Annotated in this window: 18 protein-coding genes and 2 tRNA genes; 16 read left to right on the top strand and 4 right to left on the bottom strand. The window is 50.6% G+C overall.

The genetic code is table 11. The annotated features are described in order from the left end of the window. From B9Y55_RS05410 to B9Y55_RS05400, 3 genes are all read left to right on the top strand, one after another. Positions 1 to 193, top strand: a 193-nt coding sequence (locus B9Y55_RS05410; RefSeq protein WP_143340821.1) for a zinc ribbon domain-containing protein, incomplete at its 5' end; no start/stop codon positions are given. A gap of 235 nt (positions 194 to 428) precedes the next feature. Next, on the top strand, positions 429 to 947 hold the full coding sequence (locus B9Y55_RS05405) for a chemotaxis protein CheX (protein WP_085544350.1): 519 nt from the start codon (positions 429 to 431) through the stop codon (positions 945 to 947). Positions 948 to 1099: 152 nt separating this feature from the next. Beyond that, complete coding sequence (locus B9Y55_RS05400) at positions 1100 to 1522, top strand: MarR family winged helix-turn-helix transcriptional regulator (protein ID WP_234986140.1); 423 nt, start codon at positions 1100 to 1102, stop codon at positions 1520 to 1522. 74 nt (positions 1523 to 1596) lie between these two features. On the opposite strand, the gene B9Y55_RS05395 is transcribed toward B9Y55_RS05400, so the two are convergent. Further along, on the bottom strand, positions 1597 to 2241 hold the full coding sequence (locus B9Y55_RS05395; RefSeq protein ID WP_085544349.1) for a GntR family transcriptional regulator: 645 nt from the start codon (positions 2239 to 2241) through the stop codon (positions 1597 to 1599). Between the two features lie 282 nt (positions 2242 to 2523). Between B9Y55_RS05395 and B9Y55_RS05390 the strand changes: the two genes are divergently transcribed. From B9Y55_RS05390 to B9Y55_RS05370, 5 genes are all read left to right on the top strand, one after another. Then, positions 2524 to 3297, top strand: coding sequence for an SDR family NAD(P)-dependent oxidoreductase (locus tag B9Y55_RS05390; RefSeq protein WP_085544348.1), 774 nt, complete (start codon positions 2524 to 2526; stop codon positions 3295 to 3297). 23 nt (positions 3298 to 3320) lie between these two features. After that, a complete protein-coding gene (gcvPA, locus tag B9Y55_RS05385) occupies positions 3321 to 4712 on the top strand; it encodes an aminomethyl-transferring glycine dehydrogenase subunit GcvPA (RefSeq protein WP_085544347.1) in 1392 nt (463 codons plus the stop codon). 18 nt (positions 4713 to 4730) lie between these two features. Beyond that, a complete protein-coding gene (gene gcvPB / locus B9Y55_RS05380) occupies positions 4731 to 6290 on the top strand; it encodes an aminomethyl-transferring glycine dehydrogenase subunit GcvPB (protein ID WP_085544346.1) in 1560 nt (519 codons plus the stop codon). Between the two features lie 64 nt (positions 6291 to 6354). Beyond that, entirely contained in the window at positions 6355 to 7464 is a 1110-nt protein-coding gene (locus B9Y55_RS05375; RefSeq protein ID WP_085544345.1) for an ATP-NAD kinase family protein, read from the top strand. A 29-nt stretch (positions 7465 to 7493) separates the two neighbouring features. Next, positions 7494 to 9059: a Na+/H+ antiporter NhaC family protein gene (locus B9Y55_RS05370; RefSeq protein ID WP_085544344.1), complete on the top strand. Its 1566-nt coding sequence runs from the start codon at positions 7494 to 7496 to the stop codon at positions 9057 to 9059. A gap of 45 nt (positions 9060 to 9104) precedes the next feature. Here B9Y55_RS05370 and B9Y55_RS05365 read toward each other — a convergent pair. Further along, a tRNA-Glu gene (locus B9Y55_RS05365) sits at positions 9105 to 9180 on the bottom strand. Between the two features lie 3 nt (positions 9181 to 9183). Then, positions 9184 to 9257, bottom strand: a tRNA-Gln gene (locus tag B9Y55_RS05360). Positions 9258 to 9468: 211 nt separating this feature from the next. Here B9Y55_RS05360 and B9Y55_RS05355 point away from each other — a divergent pair. The 4 genes from B9Y55_RS05355 to lptB all read left to right on the top strand — a co-directional run bounded on the left by B9Y55_RS05355 (position 9469) and on the right by lptB (position 12716). Beyond that, the gene (locus B9Y55_RS05355; protein WP_085544343.1) at positions 9469 to 10719 is read left to right on the top strand and encodes a class II fructose-bisphosphate aldolase; all 1251 of its coding nucleotides are present in this window, start codon (positions 9469 to 9471) and stop codon (positions 10717 to 10719) included. Positions 10720 to 10808: 89 nt separating this feature from the next. Then, positions 10809 to 11228, top strand: a complete 420-nt coding sequence (locus tag B9Y55_RS05350; protein WP_085544342.1) for a hypothetical protein — start codon at positions 10809 to 10811, stop codon at positions 11226 to 11228. Between the two features lie 103 nt (positions 11229 to 11331). Then, positions 11332 to 11967 carry an LptA/OstA family protein gene (locus B9Y55_RS05345; protein ID WP_159448244.1) on the top strand — a complete coding sequence of 212 codons (636 nt, stop codon included), beginning with the start codon at positions 11332 to 11334 and terminating at the stop codon, positions 11965 to 11967. 5 nt (positions 11968 to 11972) lie between these two features. After that, positions 11973 to 12716, top strand: coding sequence for an LPS export ABC transporter ATP-binding protein (lptB, locus tag B9Y55_RS05340; RefSeq protein ID WP_085544340.1), 744 nt, complete (start codon positions 11973 to 11975; stop codon positions 12714 to 12716). A 5-nt stretch (positions 12717 to 12721) separates the two neighbouring features. Here lptB and B9Y55_RS05335 read toward each other — a convergent pair whose 3' ends face one another. After that, positions 12722 to 13180 (bottom strand): hydrogenase maturation protease, encoded by a 459-nt coding sequence (locus B9Y55_RS05335; protein WP_159448243.1) that lies wholly within the window; start codon positions 13178 to 13180, stop codon positions 12722 to 12724. A 52-nt stretch (positions 13181 to 13232) separates the two neighbouring features. Between B9Y55_RS05335 and murJ the strand changes: the two genes are divergently transcribed. From murJ to groES, 4 genes are all read left to right on the top strand, one after another. Then, the gene (murJ, locus tag B9Y55_RS05330) at positions 13233 to 14771 is read left to right on the top strand and encodes a murein biosynthesis integral membrane protein MurJ (RefSeq protein ID WP_234986139.1); all 1539 of its coding nucleotides are present in this window, start codon (positions 13233 to 13235) and stop codon (positions 14769 to 14771) included. Positions 14772 to 14777: 6 nt separating this feature from the next. Next, entirely contained in the window at positions 14778 to 15320 is a 543-nt protein-coding gene (locus tag B9Y55_RS05325) for a hypothetical protein (protein WP_085544337.1), read from the top strand. A 169-nt stretch (positions 15321 to 15489) separates the two neighbouring features. Next, complete coding sequence (gene tsaD / locus B9Y55_RS05320; protein WP_143340820.1) at positions 15490 to 16515, top strand: tRNA (adenosine(37)-N6)-threonylcarbamoyltransferase complex transferase subunit TsaD; 1026 nt, start codon at positions 15490 to 15492, stop codon at positions 16513 to 16515. 179 nt (positions 16516 to 16694) lie between these two features. Next, on the top strand, positions 16695 to 16985 hold the full coding sequence (gene groES / locus B9Y55_RS05315) for a co-chaperone GroES (RefSeq protein ID WP_085544336.1): 291 nt from the start codon (positions 16695 to 16697) through the stop codon (positions 16983 to 16985). Positions 16986 to 17001 lie beyond the last annotated feature (16 nt).

Raw genomic sequence — 17001 nt, 5'->3', positions numbered from 1 at the left:
GATAATAGCTGGGGCAAATTATGCCAGCTCCCAACTGTGCTCTGAATGTGGCTACAAAAACCCACTGGTAAAGGATTTAGCTCTAAGGGAGTGGGTGTGTCCAAGCTGCGGCGTTCGCCACGACAGGGACGTAAATGCGGCACAAAACTTACTGAAACTAGCTTTGCCCACCGAAATTAGCACGGCAGTGTAGCTTTGGTACTCACGAGGTCGGGACGACCTTCAGAGCCTGGGGAAACTTGTCTCGTTAGAGATATTGACCAGGAAGCCCCCACTTCTATAAGTGGGGGTAGTTCACAAGAGGATCCCTGATATGGGATCCTCTTTGGTTCCCGCTGTAACGGTGTAATTTTGAGGCGTAAAGGTCTTTTGTGGTCGTCCTGGAGTTTTTTTATCGTTACTCCAATTTATGGTGAGAGGGGATATAGATGAGCGATCCAGGAAGAGAATTTCGGAAAGTTCCTATAGAAACTCTGACTGCCCTGGTCCAATCGGTCCAGAGGGGATTTTATCGTTTTAATGAATCTGTAGGGGTTGATGTTCATTTTCTTAAGAGGGAGACCTCTCTTTCCTACTCGATTCCCTACGGTGTAGTTATCTCCGTCATAGGGGTTGTTGGAAACGTCAGAGGTGGCCTATCGGTCATACTGGCCCAGGATGGATTTGATAAATACGTCTCCGCTCTGACCGGTGGATTGATCCCTCCTGATCTTGGAAATGAGATTGCGATGAGTTGCATCGGTGAAATGCTCAACATGGTAGCTGGCAGAATGGCCCTTGAGATGAGCCAATGTGGCTTTGCGATAGACATAACCCCTCCTCAGACTTTCTGTGGCGATAAGATAAGGCAGGTAGAGTCCGACGATACGGCTCATATTATTCTCCCTTACTCCTTCGGGGGATCCAGTTGTGGTGTCCATCTGGTTATAAACAGCAGAAGCGTCTAAAAGGCAGATCGTAGGTTGATCTGCCTTTTTTATTTTGGTCAAAATTTTTTTCGAATTAGTGTTTGAATGACTATCAAGCCATTTGATTTTGTTTTGTAGCTGTGGTATAACCTTCTGGTACTCTCTTGGGAGAATATGGAGGTGAACGGAAGTTGAGCGATCAGATATTGGAAGAGATGACCGAGCAGGTCGTCGAGTTCTGTGAAAGGTTTTATAGTTGGGAGGGAGCGGTAGCAAAGCTAGGCCGACTTTCGCCTGCGCAGATGAGGACTATCGGTGTTATCGGGAGAAACAAAAACCTCAGAATGAAGGATATAGCCGAGAAGATGGAGTTGACCACCGGCACAGTCACTGTGATGGTCGATCGCCTGCAGGATATGGGGCTGGTTGAAAGATGTAGAAACGATCTCGATAGAAGATCGTACAAGATAGTCCTGTCGGAAAAGGGAGAGGCCTATTTTCGAGAGCACGCCGAGAAACAGAGGGAGAAAGTAAAGAAAATAGCCTTAAAGCTTACGGACGAAGAGCAATCTTTTCTCGTGGAGACGTTAGGCAAGTTCTCTAGTATGCTGTAAAAGCGAGTAGGCAGGGTTTTTAAACCTTTGCCTGCTCGCTTTTTTTGTCGGTTAGGAGGGATTCTATAGTCCCTCTATGGGGCCAGTCCCTTGAGGGAAAGGGAAAGATGATCTTCCATCAGTTTTACCGATAGATCCTCGTCGTGATCCGAGAGGGCTTTCAATATCGCTCTGTGTTCGTCTAGGCTTGGGTTGGTTTGGAAATCAAAAAAAGTTTCGTAGAAGACCAAAAAGACGTAAGTCCTGGATAGGACGTTATCTATGTAATCCGCTAAGATTATGTTCCCCGAGGCCTCGGCTATTATCCTGTGGAAAGAGTTATTTACCTCCAGATACGACTCTAAATCCCTTTCCTGAAAGCTCTTTTCCTCCAGCTCGATCTGTTCTTCAAGCCTACAGATCTGTAGAGGTGTTATACGAGAAGCCGCTTTTTTTACCGCAAGACGCTCTAAATAATCTCTAACCTCGTAGGTCCCTACGATCTCCTCTTTCGTAGGTGCCAGTAACCTCGCTCCACCGTTAGGGATTAACTGGACCATTCCTTCGTTAGCCAATCTTCTCAATGCCTCTCTTACCGGCGTCCTGCTTACTTCAAGTTGTTTTGCCAGGGTTATTTCGGGGAGGCGTTGTCCGGCTCTCAGCTTTTTCGTGATTATCTGGTTTCGCAGCTGGTGATAAACGTAGTCCGAAGTGGTGTTGAACTGTACTGGATCCTTCATCTATATTCCTCCCTTCCAATAATTCTTCCCTATTGATGTTCACCGTTTTTTGTTTTACTTATCGGCTTGGGGCGACGTCCTGTCGCCCTGAGAGGTAGCAGGGCTTTGCGAGACTTCTCTCGTAAAACTCGGCAAATCATACTAGAACTGTACGAGTTTGACAAGCCAACGGTTTTAGCAAGTTAAACAAAAAGCCTCTTGACACGGTCCAGGGAGGTGGTGTATATACATAGTATTCGTTGTATTCCTTGTATACTTATCGACCAAGGGGGTTTTGGGTGAATGTTGGATCTTAACGAGTCTTTTGGAATGAGGGGAAAGGTGGCCCTTATAACGGGAGCCGCTTCCGGTATAGGGCTGGGCATTTCTCGTTTTTTTGCACTGGCTGGTGTCTCGGTGGCCATGCTCGATATAAACGAAGAAGGTGGCGGGAAGGCTAAAGGGGTGGTGGAGGGAGATAGAGAGTTCTTCTTCTGCGATGTTACCGACTCAAGCAGCTGTGTTACCGCCGTAGAGGGGGTTCTCTCCAGGTTTGGAAGAATCGACATACTGGTCAACTGTGCTGGTGTGGCCCGCAGAAACGACGTGGTTGGCCTGGATGAAAGGGACTGGGATCTGGCGCTTAACGTAACCCTTAAAAGCGTGTTTTTGATGTCCAAGGCAGTAGTGCCCTACATGAAAGCACAGGGAGGTGGAAAGATCGTAAACATAGGATCTGGCTGGAGTCTGAAAGGAGGTCCTATGGCGATTTCCTACTGTGCAGCAAAAGGCGGAGTATGGAACATGACCAGAGCCATGGCCATAGACCACGGCCCGGATAACATTAACGTAAACTGCGTCTGTCCTGGAGATATCGACACTCCAATGCTTAAAAGCGAATGTGAACAGCTAGGAGGCACCTACGACGAATCCTACAAGGAGGAATGTGCTCAGCGGCCCATAAAGAGGCTGGGCACGCCGGAGGACGTGGCGAAGTCGGTCTTCTTCCTCTGTAGCGATATGGCACCATGGGTCACCGGGAGCAGCCTGGTAGTGGACGGCGGAGGAATCGCCTGATAAAACCCTTTAGGAGGATTAAAATGTCTTGTTGTAGAAAAATCGTTCATCCCTATATACCTAATTCATCCCCTGAGACTAAAAAAGAAATACTCGACTTCATAGGGGCTGACTCTATCGAAGAGCTCTTGGTCGACATTCCTCAGGAACTGAGAATGAAGGGGGATATGGACCTGCCGGAGCCCTGTCTTTCCGAGGCCGAGCTTTGCCGTCATATGGACTCGATCCTTGAGAAAAACACCTCCGTCAGACAGGCCATCTCCTTTCTAGGTGCAGGTTGCTACAGCCATCAGGTACCGGCAATCGTGGACGAAATAATCTCCTCCGGCGAGTTTCTGACCGCCTATGCGGGAGAGCCATACGAGGACCATGGTCGCTTCCAGGCTATGTTCGAGTATCAAAGCATGATGGCGGAGCTATTGGACGTCGACGTCTGCAACGTACCGACCTACGACGGAGCCCAGGCAGCCGGTAACGCCTTGAGAATGGCCTCCCGTATCGTCGGAAGAAAGACCGTAATTATGGCCGGAGCCATTAATCCCGATCGTAGGAAGGTCGTAGAGACCTATCTAGACTCGATTCTATCCATCAAGACCGTTGGATACGACGGTGAAACCGGCCTTGTGGACCTTAAGGATCTATCGGAGAAACTGGACGAAACTGTCGCGGCGGTGTTCGTCGAGAACCCCACCTATTTAGGGGCCATAGAGACTCAGGGCCAGACTATCTCCGAGATGGCCCATAAAATCGGCGCTATGTTCGTGGTATTCGTCGACCCCAGCTCCTTAGGGGTGCTTCAGCCTCCCTCCAGATACGGTGCGGACATATCCTGCGGCGATATTCAGCCATTGGGCATCCATATGCACTACGGAACGGGGGGAGGCTTTATAGCCACCGCCGACGATCCCAAAATCGTGGAAGAATATCCCTCCAGGCTTTTCAGCGTAGCTCCTACCTCCCACGGTGAGTGGGGCTTTGGAGATGTCCTGTGGGAAAGGACCTCCTTCGCAAACAGGGATAGTTGCAAAGAGTTTGTCGGAACCCATGCGGCCCTTTGGGGAATCGCCGCTGGGGTTTACCTCGCCACCATGGGGCCGAAAGGCATGGAGGATCTGGGGAGGGAGATAATGCAGCGGTCTCTCTACGCAAAGAAACTTCTATCCTCTGTGCCGGGGGTGAAGGTCGATCGTTTTAAATCCACCTCCTTTAAGGAGTTCGTCGTGGACTTAAACGGGACCGGGAAGACCGTGGAGGAATTAAACCGCTACCTGCTGGATAAGGGCATCTTCGGCGGAAAGGATATATCCAAGGAGTTTCCCGAGCTCGGCCAGGCCGCCCTTTACTGTGTGACCGAGATGGTCTCCCCCAGGGATATAGAGACCCTTGTCGAAGCCATAAGAAGCTTCGTAGAGTAGTCTAGGAGGGTTGTCGTTATGGATATGAAAACCAAGCTCAGAAAATTTCATCAGGCCAGCTGGGATGAACCTATCATCTTTCAACTTAGCGAACCTGGACACAGAGGTATCCTTCTCCCCTGTGCCGGTAGTGAGGTAGAGGCAGAGGTCGGTGACGGCCTTTCCTCCATCCCCTCCTCAATGAGGAGGACCGATCTACCGGAACTTCCCGAAATGGGCCAGCTCCAGGTGCTGAGACACTTTAACCATTTAGCCCAGGAAAACCTGGGGGTCGATTACAACATAGACATAGGTCAGGGGACTTGCACCATGAAATACAGCCCTAAGGTTAACGAGGGATTTGTCTCCAGCCACAAAGTCGCCGATATCCACCCCTGCCAGGATCAGTCCACCGTACAGGGAGCTCTGGAGATCATGTACCTTTTGGGGGAGTGTTTTAAAGAAATATGCGGACTGGACTACTTCAGTATGCAGCCAGGTGGGGGCTCCCACGGTGCTCTGGCAATGGCCTCCATGGTCAAGGCCTACTTCAGGGACAAAGGAGAGGACCGTGACGAGGTGATAACAACCTTCTACTCTCATCCAGCCGACGCCGCCGTGCCTATCGCTAAGGGTTTCAAGGTCACAGTTCTACCTCCCGATGAGGACGGCCTTCCCGACCTCGATGCCTTCAAGGCAGCCCTCTCGGAGAGGACCGCGGCCATCTTTTTCACCAACCCAGAGGATACGGGGATATTCAACAGCAGAATAAAAGAGTTCACCGGATTAGCCAAGGCCGCAGGTGCCCTCTGTTGCTACGATCAGGCCAACGCCAACGGCCTTCTGGGTATAGCCCGAGCTAAAGAGGCGGACTTCGACCTCTCCTTCTTCAACCTTCACAAGACCTTCGCATCCCCTCATGGCTGCGGTGGCCCCGCTACCGGTCTTGTGGCGGCAAGGGACTATCTGAGGGACTATCTACCTGCTCCTCTGGTGGTCAAAAATGGGGATACCTACTCCCTGGATTGGGATCTGCCTAAAAGTTGCGGAAAGGTTAAGTCATTTTACGGTACCCTGCCTTCGATTATAAGGGCCTACGCCTGGATAATGAGCCTCGGCGCCGACGGTCTTAAAGAGGCCTCCATGATAGCTATCTTGAACAACAACTACGTTATGAAAAAACTTCTCGCTATAAAGGGCCTCTCCATGGCTTACCCTCACCACGGAGCCAGAATCGAGCAGGTTCGTTACTCCTGGGGCAAGATGAAAGAGGACACGGGCTTTGGAACCGGTGACGTGCAGCGTAGAATAGCTGACTTCGGAACCCACTACTGGTCCAGTCACGAACCCTGGGTGATTCCGGAGCCCTGCACCATAGAGCCCAGCGAATCCTACTCCAAAGAGGACCTGGACGAATACTGTGCAATTTTGGAGCGCATCTCCTACGAATGTTACAACGAGCCTGAAACCATCAAGGGAGCTCCTCACAACAGCACCATACACCACGTAGACCACGACGTACTGGACGATCCAACCCGATGGGCCATCACCTGGAAGGCCTACAAGAAGAAGTATGACGGCTACTTTAATAAAAAATAAAAAATCTCTACCGCCAGGAGGATAGTCCTGGCGGTAGAGAAAGACTCTTGGGAGGGGGGCTTAAATGATTAAATTAGGTCTCATAGTCAATCCTATCGCTGGAATGGGAGGTTCGGTTGCCCTTAAGGGAACCGATGGGAAGGCCCTTGAAAAGGCCATAAGCCTGGGGGCCGTCCCTAAGTGTCATCACAGGGTGGCTTCGGCTCTTTCCGAAGGATCTGGTTGGAACGTTCGGTGGGTAACCTGCTCCGGGAAAATGGGGGAAGCTGTTCTCGGTTCTCTCGGTATAGATTGCACGGTTATCCCTAGCTTTGGGGATAAAACCACCGGTCAAGACACGATCAGAGCCGCTAGAGCGATGGTGGAGGAGAAGGTGGACCTTCTGATATTCGCCGGAGGTGACGGCACGGCAAGAGATGTGGCCTCCGTCGTAGGGGAGGAGCTCCCCGTCCTAGGCGTTCCTGGAGGGGTAAAAATCCACTCCGCGGTCTTCGCCAAAACCCCCAAGCTGGCCGGTGGATTGATCAGGGACTACGTCAGCGGAAATCTCAGAGAGACCCATCTCGGGGAGGTCATGGATATCGACGAAGATCTCTTCAGGATGGGCCAGGTGAGGGCAAGGCTTTTCGGCTATATGAGGGTTCCCATCTCCGGTCGATCCATGCAGGTCAAAAAGGCGGGAAGGCACATAGAGAACTCCCAGGTTCGACTTGAGGAGGCCGCCGCCTTCGTCGCAGACTCCATGAAAAGAGGTGTCCTTTACCTTCTGGGGTCAGGCTCTACTGTAAGAGCTCTGTCCAACCGCATGGGCCTTGAGGGAACTCTGTTGGGTGTAGACGCCGTTCTCGACGGCAGGCTGATAGGGAAGGATCTAACGGAGAGGGAGATAGGATCACTCCTCTATGGTCACGAAGGAGAGGCGAAAATAATTGTCTCCCCCATCGGTGGACAGGGTTTTATCTTCGGCAGAGGTAACCAGCAGTTCAGCCCATCGGTGATAAGGTCCGTGGGAAAGTCGAACATAATCGTCCTGGCCACCCCCGACAAGATGGACGAGCTCTTCGGTCGTACACTTTTGGTTGATACCGGAGATGAGACTTTGGATAGAGAGTTAAACGGATATATATCGGTAAACGTGGGATGGAACAGGAAGATTATCTGGCCTGTGGGATGAGCGTCATTTGATCTTAAGGAGGTTTTGTTATGGAGTCTTACGGAATATGGGCAGCTTTACCGCCTCTAGTAGCCATAATTCTATGTTTTAAGACTAAGATGGTTCTGCCATCTCTGTTTGCGGGGCTTTTCACCGGTGCTATTATCGTCTCCGGCGGCAACGTCCTCTCCGGCGTGGGATACGCTCTGGAGACCATCGTCCAAAACGTCGTAGACCCCTGGAACGCCAGGTTGCTGCTGTTTACCCTGTTCATGGGGGTGGGCATCTCCTTCATATGGCGGCTGGGGGGGAGTTTGGCTCTCGCCGAGCAGGCCAAGAAAAAGTTCAAGACGAGAAGATCGGTCTGCCTTGGTGCCTGGGGGTTAGGCATGGGAACATCCATAAACGACTGTCTCGTAGCTGCGGTCGATGGAAACGTGTTCCGAGACGTCTGCAAGGAGTATAAAATATCCTCGGAAAAGTTCTCCTACGTCCTGGACTCCACCGCTGCCCCTGCCGCCGCCCTTTTTATCTCCGACTGGATAGCTTACCAGATAGGAATGATCCAACAGGGACTGGACATCGCCGGCATCACCACCATCACCCCTGTCGAGGCCTACGTGAAAACGATCCCGTTTAATCTTTATTCTATTTTTACCCTGTTCTTCGTCGGCGTCCTCATGTATACAAGAAAGGACTACGGTCCTATGATGAAAGCTGAGGTAAGGGCTTTGACGACGGGAAAATTCACCCGAGACGGAGCAACGCCCATGTTGGACGTAGGCAACGAACTTGGAGAGCCTATCAGCACCAGGCCAATGGTTATCACCTTTGTACTTCCCCTCGTGACCGCTTTCTTGGTTATACTGTTTGGGCTCTACTGGACCGGCCGAGAGGGAACGACCCTTATGACCGCCCTGGAGAATTCCGACGCCTCAATTGCCCTGCTATGGGGTGCTTTCGCCATGGCGTCCACAGGGGTCTTGATGGCGCTTGTCACCAGGATAATGGATTTCAAAGAGACCATGGATACCTTCATGGACGGCTTCAAGCTCATGGTCCTTACCGCCTCCATCCTGGTCATGGCCTGGTCTTTAGGTGCGATTACCAAGGAGATGGGGTTGGCGCAGTACATTATCCAGCAGATAGGCACGTCCCTTCCCTTTGTAGCTCTGCCTGTAATAGTTTTTATACTGTCCATAATAATAGCCTTCGCCACAGGGACCTCATGGGGAACCATGGCCATAATGACCCCTTTAGCCATTCCTCTGGCCTATAACATGACCGGTGATCCTTCGACCTCGTCGGCGATAGCTGGGGTTGTGCTCTCTGGAGCGATCTTCGGAGATCACTGCTCGCCGATATCGGACACTACCGTAATGTCCTCCATATTCTCCGGGGCGGACCATATTGACCACGTGTCGACCCAGTTACCCTACGCTCTTACCGTAGCCGCGGTGGTGCTCATGATGTACGTTCTCTATGGGTTATTCAGGGTAAGCCCGATGATCCTTATTCCTCTGGGAATGGCTATTTTGGTCGTTTTGCAGAGGGTCTTGCACGTCGGTTATTCGAGGTTTTTAGGGATAGTGGAGCCCTCTCAAGAAGCCCTGTAACACAAAAAAAGCCCCTCGCTGAAAAGCGAGGGGCTTTTGCTCCCATGGCAGTCCCTAGGGGATTCGAACCCCTGTTACCGGGCTGAGAACCCGGCGTCCTAGGCCACTAGACGAAGGGACCGTTTGGCTGGGGAACAGGGATTCGAACCCCGATTACCTGATCCAGAGTCAGGCGTCCTGCCGTTGGACGATTCCCCAGCGATGTCGAGGCATTGCCTCAACGCAGGAGAGATAATAACACGGTAAGGCCTTATGTGCAAGCCCTTATTTTTTTGTCCTAATTGTCCGTCTATCATGTAGCTTTGCGGTGTTTGCCTAAAACGGTTGCAAGGCTATAATAGTATATGTGGTCCAATGGTTCTAGGTAAACATCAGGTGTGATCCACATCTTTCTAAGGAGTGATTTTGCATGACTAAGAATAAGGTCTTTTTGGATAAGCGTCCCCTTAACGTCAGGGCTAGATGGAGCAATGAGGATGTCGCTTTGGTAAGCGGTAGAGATGTGTTCGGTGCTATGAAGGAAAAAGGGGCCATCGCCCTAGCGGCCAACGCTAGGCACCCTCTGACAGCAAAGGGAGTCCTTCGAGCGGCAAAAAAACTTGATGCGGCGGTTCTCATAGAGATAGCCAAATCGGAGGCAAATTACTGTGGCAGTAACTTCGATACCCTCTCGGAGGCCTCCGTTCGGGCCTCTTCGGAGATCGGCCACGGTGCGGTGTTTGCCCTTCACGTCGATCATTACGGCATAAAAGGAGAGCCCGACGTGCTCAAGGCCGTTAAACAGATCGGTGACATAGTCAAAAATGGCTGGACGTCTATCGCTATAGACGCCTCCCACCTTCCAGACTGGGAGAACCTGTGTGCTACCAGAGACGTGGCTATGCACGTACCTCCCTACTTCGGTCTTGAGGTCGAGGTCGGAGAGATAAAAGGTGCTGGAGAGCTCTCTTCGGTGGAGGAGGCCCTCTACTTTATCGGTGGATTGAACTCCTGGGGCATATTTCCCGACCTCCTGGCCATCTCCAACGGGAGCCTTCACGGCACCTACGATTCATCTCAGGGGCAGGCCGAGGGCATAGATCTCAACAGAACTAAAGAGATAGCCGATGCCATATCCCAGTACGGCGTATCAATAGCTCAGCACGGCATATCCGGTACGGCGATCCACAAATGCGCTGAGTTCTCCGATTTTGGCATAAACAAAGGCAACGTAGCCACCCTTTTTCAGAACGTCCTCTTCGGCATAAAGATGGACCAGGAGACCGGTAACGCTATCATAGAGGGAGACAGCTACGTAAAAGAGCCGGATAAAGGTATTCCCCTATCCCTATGGAACGAAATAGTCGCCTGGTGTGACGCTCAGGGATTCAGCCGTAAAGACGGCAACTACAAAAAGGCCAACCTGCCTTTTGCGGAGAAAATCGCCAATCTTCCAGAGGACAGAATCGAGCTCATACTGGAGGAGACCCAGTGGTGGGCGGAGAGGTTTATAAAGGCCTTTAAGGCTGAAGGTACCGCCGAGATAGTGAGGGAGAGAATGGCCTCCAGGGAAAGCTGGAATCCCCTTCCTGACCGTAAAATAACCGCGTCCAGAGGGGATTATGGTCCCGATAAAGCCCCTAACACTAAAACAAACGATGGCGGTGATTACTCCGACTAGGGGATGTTTTTAGAGAGGCTCTCTGTCATAGAGAGCCTTTTGCTATATAATCCTATGGTCTATATTTTACAGGGAAGGTGGCGGTAGCTGTGCAGGATCACTCCATTCGTCTTGAGGATCATTTTTTAGATGTGCTCTCCGTGGAGATAGCCAACTACGAGAGAATAGCCCATCTGTTTGAGGACGCCGAGGACGCTCGCTTCGCCTTGGATCCTATGTTGGTGGATAGTCGTAAATTGACCCGATCCTTTATAAGACAGAATAAAGTTCCCGTAGGAGGAAGAGGCCCTTACGTCGTGTTCTGTCGTAGGCGAGGAAGAGGGGAGCCAGGGGAGACTTTTTCCAATTCAGTGCAGCATTGGTATGGCGAGGAGATAATAGTAAGGGCCATTAAAAAAATTGCCGATAGAGGGTTCTACTCCAGGCTTCAGGTAGAGGATGTTGTGGAATCTATAGGAAAATCTGGTTGGGTTCCTGCTGGGGTAGAGAGCGGTAATCTAGATGGCTAAAATCAAGTCGTTTTTGCTGTTTTTTATTCTTTCATTGACTCTAGGAGTTTCTATGTGTCATGGTGATGTGATTTCATCTAAGGTTCGACTGACAGCTGAAAATATGAACTTTGACACAAAAACCGGCCTGTTACAGGGAAGCGGCAACGTCACGCTGAAAAGGGACGACTTAACCATTACTTCCGACAAGTGTGAAGGGGATTACAAGGGAAACTCCGCCAGGATGTGGGGTAACGTAAAGGCCTACGGAAAATGGAGCGATCAATCGCTGGATTTCTCCTGTCAGGAGCTTAAGGCCAGTTTTTCCCACCCTGAATCGGTGGCTATGGTAGGTTCTGTTAAAGGTAAGTTTGGAGATAGATCCCTCGAATGCTACGACATAGAGATGATAGGCGATAGGTTTATCGCCACCAAGGTCAAAAAGTTCAAAGACGAATCGGAAGGAATCTCTCTCTCCTGCGATACCATCAAAGGTTTTATAGTGAAGGAAAATCTTCAGGAGTTTCAGGCCGAAGGGAAGGTCTCTATGGAGATAATAAACCAAAAGGATCGTTCTGTTACTAAGATCTCCGGTGGAAAAGCGGTCTACTCTAGAGATAGAGGGTCTATCATAATGAGCGGTGGGGCGGTAGCGGTACAGAAAGGTCGAAAAGTAACCGCTAAGAATATAGTTTTCTATCCCGCTACCAACAAAATAGAGGCAAAAGGGAGTCCTAGCATATCCTTTGAGGTGGAGTAACTCTGATGGCTAACGTAGACAAAGAAGGAAAGATTCTGAGGGCAGAGGGGCTGACCAAAAGCTACAAAAAAAGGACAGTAGTATCCGGTGTCAGCCTCAACCTCCCTATGGGAGAGATAGTAGGGCTTTTAGGACCGAACGGGGCGGGTAAAACCACCAGCTTTTACATGATAGTCGGTTTGATCCGCCCTGATTCTGGAAAGGTCTACCTGGAGGACGTGGATATCACCGACCTAGCGGTCTACCGGAGAGCGAGGATCGGAATTGGATACCTTCCTCAGGAGAGCTCCGTGTTTAAAAGCCTCACTGTGAGGGAGAATATAGAGCTAGTCCTCGAGGGCAGAGGTATTTCAAAAGGGGAAAGAGTGGATATCTCCGATAGACTTATAGAGGATCTAGGACTCCAAAGACTGGTCGGAGTGGGAGGATACGCCCTTAGCGGCGGAGAGAGGCGACGTCTGGAGATAGCCCGATGCCTGGCGATAATGCCCGACTTTATATTTCTGGACGAGCCCTTCAGCGGAATAGATCCTATCGCGGTCTACGATATCCAGCAGATAGTCCTAAGTCTGAGGGATAAAGGCTACGGAATAATGATAACCGACCATAACGTAAGGGATACTCTGGCCATAACCGACAGAACCTACCTTATACATAGAGGGGAGATCGTCATAGAGGGAACTGCAGACGAGGTCGCCCACAGCGAGGTCGCCAGGAAATTCTATCTTGGTGAGAGGTTCACCTGGTGACGTTTTTATAGAGCCGGTATTTCCTCCAGCTTTCCCTCAAGGATTATTCTCGCCACGGTAAGGGCGGTTTTTTCTAGCAGTGATGTCATAGGGGCTCCTAGTTCGACCCTCTTTGGCTGTATTCCAACTATGGTGGTTATGTCCTGATAAGGCTCCAACATCAGGTTTATCGGCATATCGTGATTTGTGAAGGAAACATCCTGTATCTCGCCCAATGAGAACCTGCGAAACTCTCCTGGAGCGAGCCCCATGTCCGAGGCATCCACGATTATCAACCGGTTTGGACGGTGTTTCCCGACCTTAGATACGTAATTTCCCGGTACGGTATAACAGCAGAAAACGTCTAACGTTTCCTCGAGGTCCATCTCGAGGAGATAGCGGCAGGCAGCTATGCCGACTTGATCATCTCCGTAAAGCTCGTTGCCGATTCCCCATACCATGGTTTTAGCTTTTATGACGAACACCTCTTTTTTAGTTCGGAAAGGATAGGTAATTTTGTCAAACAATATTTCCCGGATGGTTCGTAACGCAATGACCATGATGGCAGGCACTCTGGCCAGTAGGATCCTGGGGTTGGTCAGAGAAATAATAACCGCCGCCATATTTGGGGCATCCAGATCCCTTGACGCCTTTTACGTCGCCTACACTCTGGCAAACCTAGCGAGGCAGCTTTTAGCTGAAGGGGCTCTGTCCGCCGCCTTCGTACCTATCTTTGCTCGGGCTCTGGACGAAAAAGGATCGGACAGAGCGAGAGATCTGGCGAAACAGGCCTCTGGAGCCCTTATCGGGGCCTGCATTGTGGTTGTCTCTTTAGGGATATTCTTTACCCCCTGGCTGGTTGACGTAATGGCCCCCGGTTTCGACGGGGAAAAGGCGGAGCTTGCGATAAAGCTCACCCGTTGGCTTTTCCCCTTTCTCATGATGGTATCCTTAGCTGCTCTCGCTATGGGAGTCCTGAACAGTATGGACCGATTTTTCGTGCCAGCGGTGGCTCCAGCCCTATCGAACCTCGCGTATATTACGGTCGTGGTTCTGTTTGCGTCAAGGGCGGATGTGGCGTTGCTGGTATGGGCTGTTATGATTGGCGGGTTTCTCCAGATGGCGTTACAGCTTTTTGCCGCTCATAGGGAGGGAGTTTCCCTTGTCCCATCTCTGCCTAAGAGGGACGATCCAGAGCTGAAAAAGATGATCCTCCTCTTTCTTCCATACGCCGCCGGTCTCTCTCTGAACCAGGTAAACCCTGTCATAAGCAGGATAATGGGGTCCTTCCTGCAGGATGGAGCTATCTCCGTCCTGACCTACGCTAACAGGGTAATTCAGCTGCCTTTAGGGCTTATAGTGATAGCCATATCCCAGGCGGTTCTTCCCGAGTTGTCGAGGTGCGTGGTTGAAGGAAACGATGTTTTCAGGGATACCGTCAGAGACTCCGTCCGTTTTGCCCTTTTCGCTATTTTGCCGATTACCTTAGGGGCCTGTATGGTCTCTGATTCTGTGATAAACGTCCTCTTTTACCGAGGAGCTTTCGATCAATGGGCCTGGAAAGCCACGTCAGAGGCTCTCTTCATGTACGCCCTTGGGCTACCTGGTATGGCCTGCTCTACTGTGATAATGAGAGCCCTTTACGCAAAGGGATTATCCAGAAGCGCTGTTATCGTCACGTCAAGTAGCGTTGTTTTTAATTTAATATTGAGCTACTCTATGATGAAGTGGATAGGCTTCTCCGGGCTTGCCTTAGCTCCCTCCGTGGCCTTTACCATCTCTGCTGCGGTCGGGATATACCTTCTTAGTCTTCGTATTGGTGGCCCGATTGGACTGTTTGGCTTTTCCTGGGTTTCAAAAATGGCCATATCCGGGGTCGTTCTATTCCTATCGGTGAGAGCGTTTGAACTCCTTTGGCCTTTCCCCTCGCAGGCGTCTTTAGCTATCCGATCTGGATGGATTGGGCTTATTTTTATCTCTGGGATGACCTCCTATGGGATTATAACCTATGGGTTGAGATGCGGTGAATGGGAATGGATAAAAGGGGCCTTTAGAGCAAAAAGAAAGAGCAGGTGATGTGAAGTGGGGCTATGGAAAAAATTTGGGATATACCTTTTTATATCTGTTCTGTGTCTTGGCTGTTGTGGCGGTGCTTTTGCTTCCTCCTACGACGATCTAGCTAAAGATAGAATCTCCACCCTTTGGGTGGAAGGGCAGGTTTTAGGGGACATGGTTATAGGTGCCAGATCTCAGCTTGTATTCGTCTACATGGACAGAAAAGTCTGCGACGCCGCTAGATCGGAACGAGGAAAGCTTCCGGACTGGGTTACGTGGAACCTACAGTACGAGGCGGTCGCGGCGAAGCAGAAGAAGGCCCTCTTTTTGATCAGGTACAGGACCCTAAAAAACTGGGATTTCATAATATCTCAGTTGTCCGTAGGTGGCTATGTCCTTAGCGAGGAGGATATCCTCACCAGATCGGACTTTACCCAGATAGGCCCGATTCCTCCCGATACGGAAGGCACTTTAGCTGTCGCTGTTCCTCTATCAAAATTAAAGCCAGGAGACAGGATATCCATCGCCTACGGCGAGTGGAGTCAAAAATGGACTATACCGAAGAGGTGATTTTTTTGCATACGTTTAAATGTGCCAGTTGTGGAGAGAGATTTGACAGCGAGAAAAGGGAATCCCGGTGCCCCTACTGCAAAGGCAAGGTCCTTATTCACGAAAAAGGCGAACAGTTTCGCTCCAAGTCATGCAGTGGATCCTGTAGTTGTTGTAGTGGGTGTGGACATTGAGTGAGAGAGGATTTTTGACCCTCGCTCTGGAGAGTAGTTGTGACGATACAGCGGTGGCTATCCTCGAAGGGCAACGGACCATCAGGTCCTCGGTTATCTCCAGTCAGATAGATAGCCACTCACCCTTTGGCGGTGTAGTGCCTGAATTTGCCTCCAGGATGCATCTGGAGGCGGTTTTGCCCCTCTTGGACAGGGCCCTTCTAGAGGCAGGTATATCCGATCCTAAAAGGGACATCGATTTGCTCGCCGTGACCTCTGGCCCTGGATTGATGGGATCTTTGCTCGTTGGAGTCATGGCGATGAAGGGCTTGGCCCAAGGTTGGGGTAAGCCTATTTTAGGGGTTAATCATCTGGAAGGCCATATTTTTGCAAATGTAGTAAACCACCCTGACTTGGATCCTCCCTTTCTGGCTATGATAGTCTCCGGTGGTCACACCGAGGTTGTTTTGGTGAAAGAGCTAGGGGATTATCGGGTAATAGGTGAAACCAGAGACGACGCAGCAGGAGAGGCCTACGATAAAGTGGCTAAATTGTTAGGGCTAGGTTATCCCGGTGGTCCTATCATAGACAAACTGGCTCTCACCGGCAACGAGAGGGCTTTCGATTTTCCTGTCCCTCTTCGCTCGTCGGAAAAGGTGGAGTTTAGCTTTAGCGGGCTGAAAACATCGGTTCTATCCCAGGTCGAGAAACTTAGAAAAAACGGACAACCGCTGCCTTTGGAGGATCTCTGTGCTTCTTTCCAGAGAGCGGTGGCCCAATCCCTCGTCTCAAAGCTCCATATAGCCGTATCCCTTACGGGGGTGAGGAAGGTCGCCGTCTCAGGGGGAGTAGGAGCGAACTCCTATCTGAGGAAAAAACTATTGACCCAAACCGCATGGAAAGCCTATCTTCCCGACCCCTTCTACTGCACCGATAACGGGGTCATGATAGCTGGGGCCGCCTACCATGGCTGGAACAGAGGCCGTCGTTCCGATCTAGAGTTATCGCCCTCTCCGTCTTGGAGAATCACCGATGGGGTTTGACCAATGTGATAATGGAAGAAAAAACGAGATATTCTCGGATATAAATCCATATGTTCGACTATCTGCCTGTAGTAGCTATTGAGATTTAAAGCCCTTGAGATTATCATCAGCATCGTCGGTTAGCACTCACATGGTTTGAGTGCTAATATCACCAGAAGAAATTTTAGGAGGTATTTAGCGTGAATCTCAAACCCCTTGCGGATCGTATCGTAGTCAAAGTGGTTACCAGCGAGGAGAAGACCAAAGGCGGTCTCTATCTCCCCGACACGGCCAAGGAAAAGCCCCAGGAGGGCGAAGTGGTCGCGGTCGGTAGCGGAAAAGTCCTTGAAAACGGACAGAAGCTTCCTCTTGAGCTCAAAGTCGGTGATCGTATAATTTTCAGCAAATACGCTGGAACAGAGGTAAAGATCGACGGCGATGAGTACGTGATATTCAGCGAGAGAGATGTTCTCGCGATAATTGAGAAGTAGTTTTTGGCTCATTAGC

Origin of the sequence: Dethiosulfovibrio salsuginis (genome assembly GCF_900177735.1) — a bacterium.
GTDB lineage: Bacteria > Synergistota > Synergistia > Synergistales > Dethiosulfovibrionaceae > Dethiosulfovibrio > Dethiosulfovibrio salsuginis.
The sequence above is the reverse complement of the archived record's forward strand: the minus strand, read 5'-3'. Positions and strand labels throughout refer to the sequence as shown.

What these genes read in the sequence shown, in the direction of transcription:
- B9Y55_RS05405 (WP_085544350.1), top strand. Translation starts at nt 429, where the DNA reads ATGAGCGATCCAGGAAGAGAATTTCGGAAAGTTCCTATAGAAACTCTG.
- B9Y55_RS05395 (WP_085544349.1), bottom strand. Translation starts at nt 2,241, where the DNA reads ATGAAGGATCCAGTACAGTTCAACACCACTTCGGACTACGTTTATCAC.
- B9Y55_RS05390 (WP_085544348.1), top strand. Translation starts at nt 2,524, where the DNA reads ATGTTGGATCTTAACGAGTCTTTTGGAATGAGGGGAAAGGTGGCCCTT.
- gcvPA (WP_085544347.1), top strand. Translation starts at nt 3,321, where the DNA reads ATGTCTTGTTGTAGAAAAATCGTTCATCCCTATATACCTAATTCATCC.
- gcvPB (WP_085544346.1), top strand. Translation starts at nt 4,731, where the DNA reads ATGGATATGAAAACCAAGCTCAGAAAATTTCATCAGGCCAGCTGGGAT.
- B9Y55_RS05375 (WP_085544345.1), top strand. Translation starts at nt 6,355, where the DNA reads ATGATTAAATTAGGTCTCATAGTCAATCCTATCGCTGGAATGGGAGGT.
- B9Y55_RS05370 (WP_085544344.1), top strand. Translation starts at nt 7,494, where the DNA reads ATGGAGTCTTACGGAATATGGGCAGCTTTACCGCCTCTAGTAGCCATA.
- B9Y55_RS05355 (WP_085544343.1), top strand. Translation starts at nt 9,469, where the DNA reads ATGACTAAGAATAAGGTCTTTTTGGATAAGCGTCCCCTTAACGTCAGG.
- B9Y55_RS05345 (WP_159448244.1), top strand. Translation starts at nt 11,332, where the DNA reads ATGAACTTTGACACAAAAACCGGCCTGTTACAGGGAAGCGGCAACGTC.
- lptB (WP_085544340.1), top strand. Translation starts at nt 11,973, where the DNA reads ATGGCTAACGTAGACAAAGAAGGAAAGATTCTGAGGGCAGAGGGGCTG.
- murJ (WP_234986139.1), top strand. Translation starts at nt 13,233, where the DNA reads ATGGTTCGTAACGCAATGACCATGATGGCAGGCACTCTGGCCAGTAGG.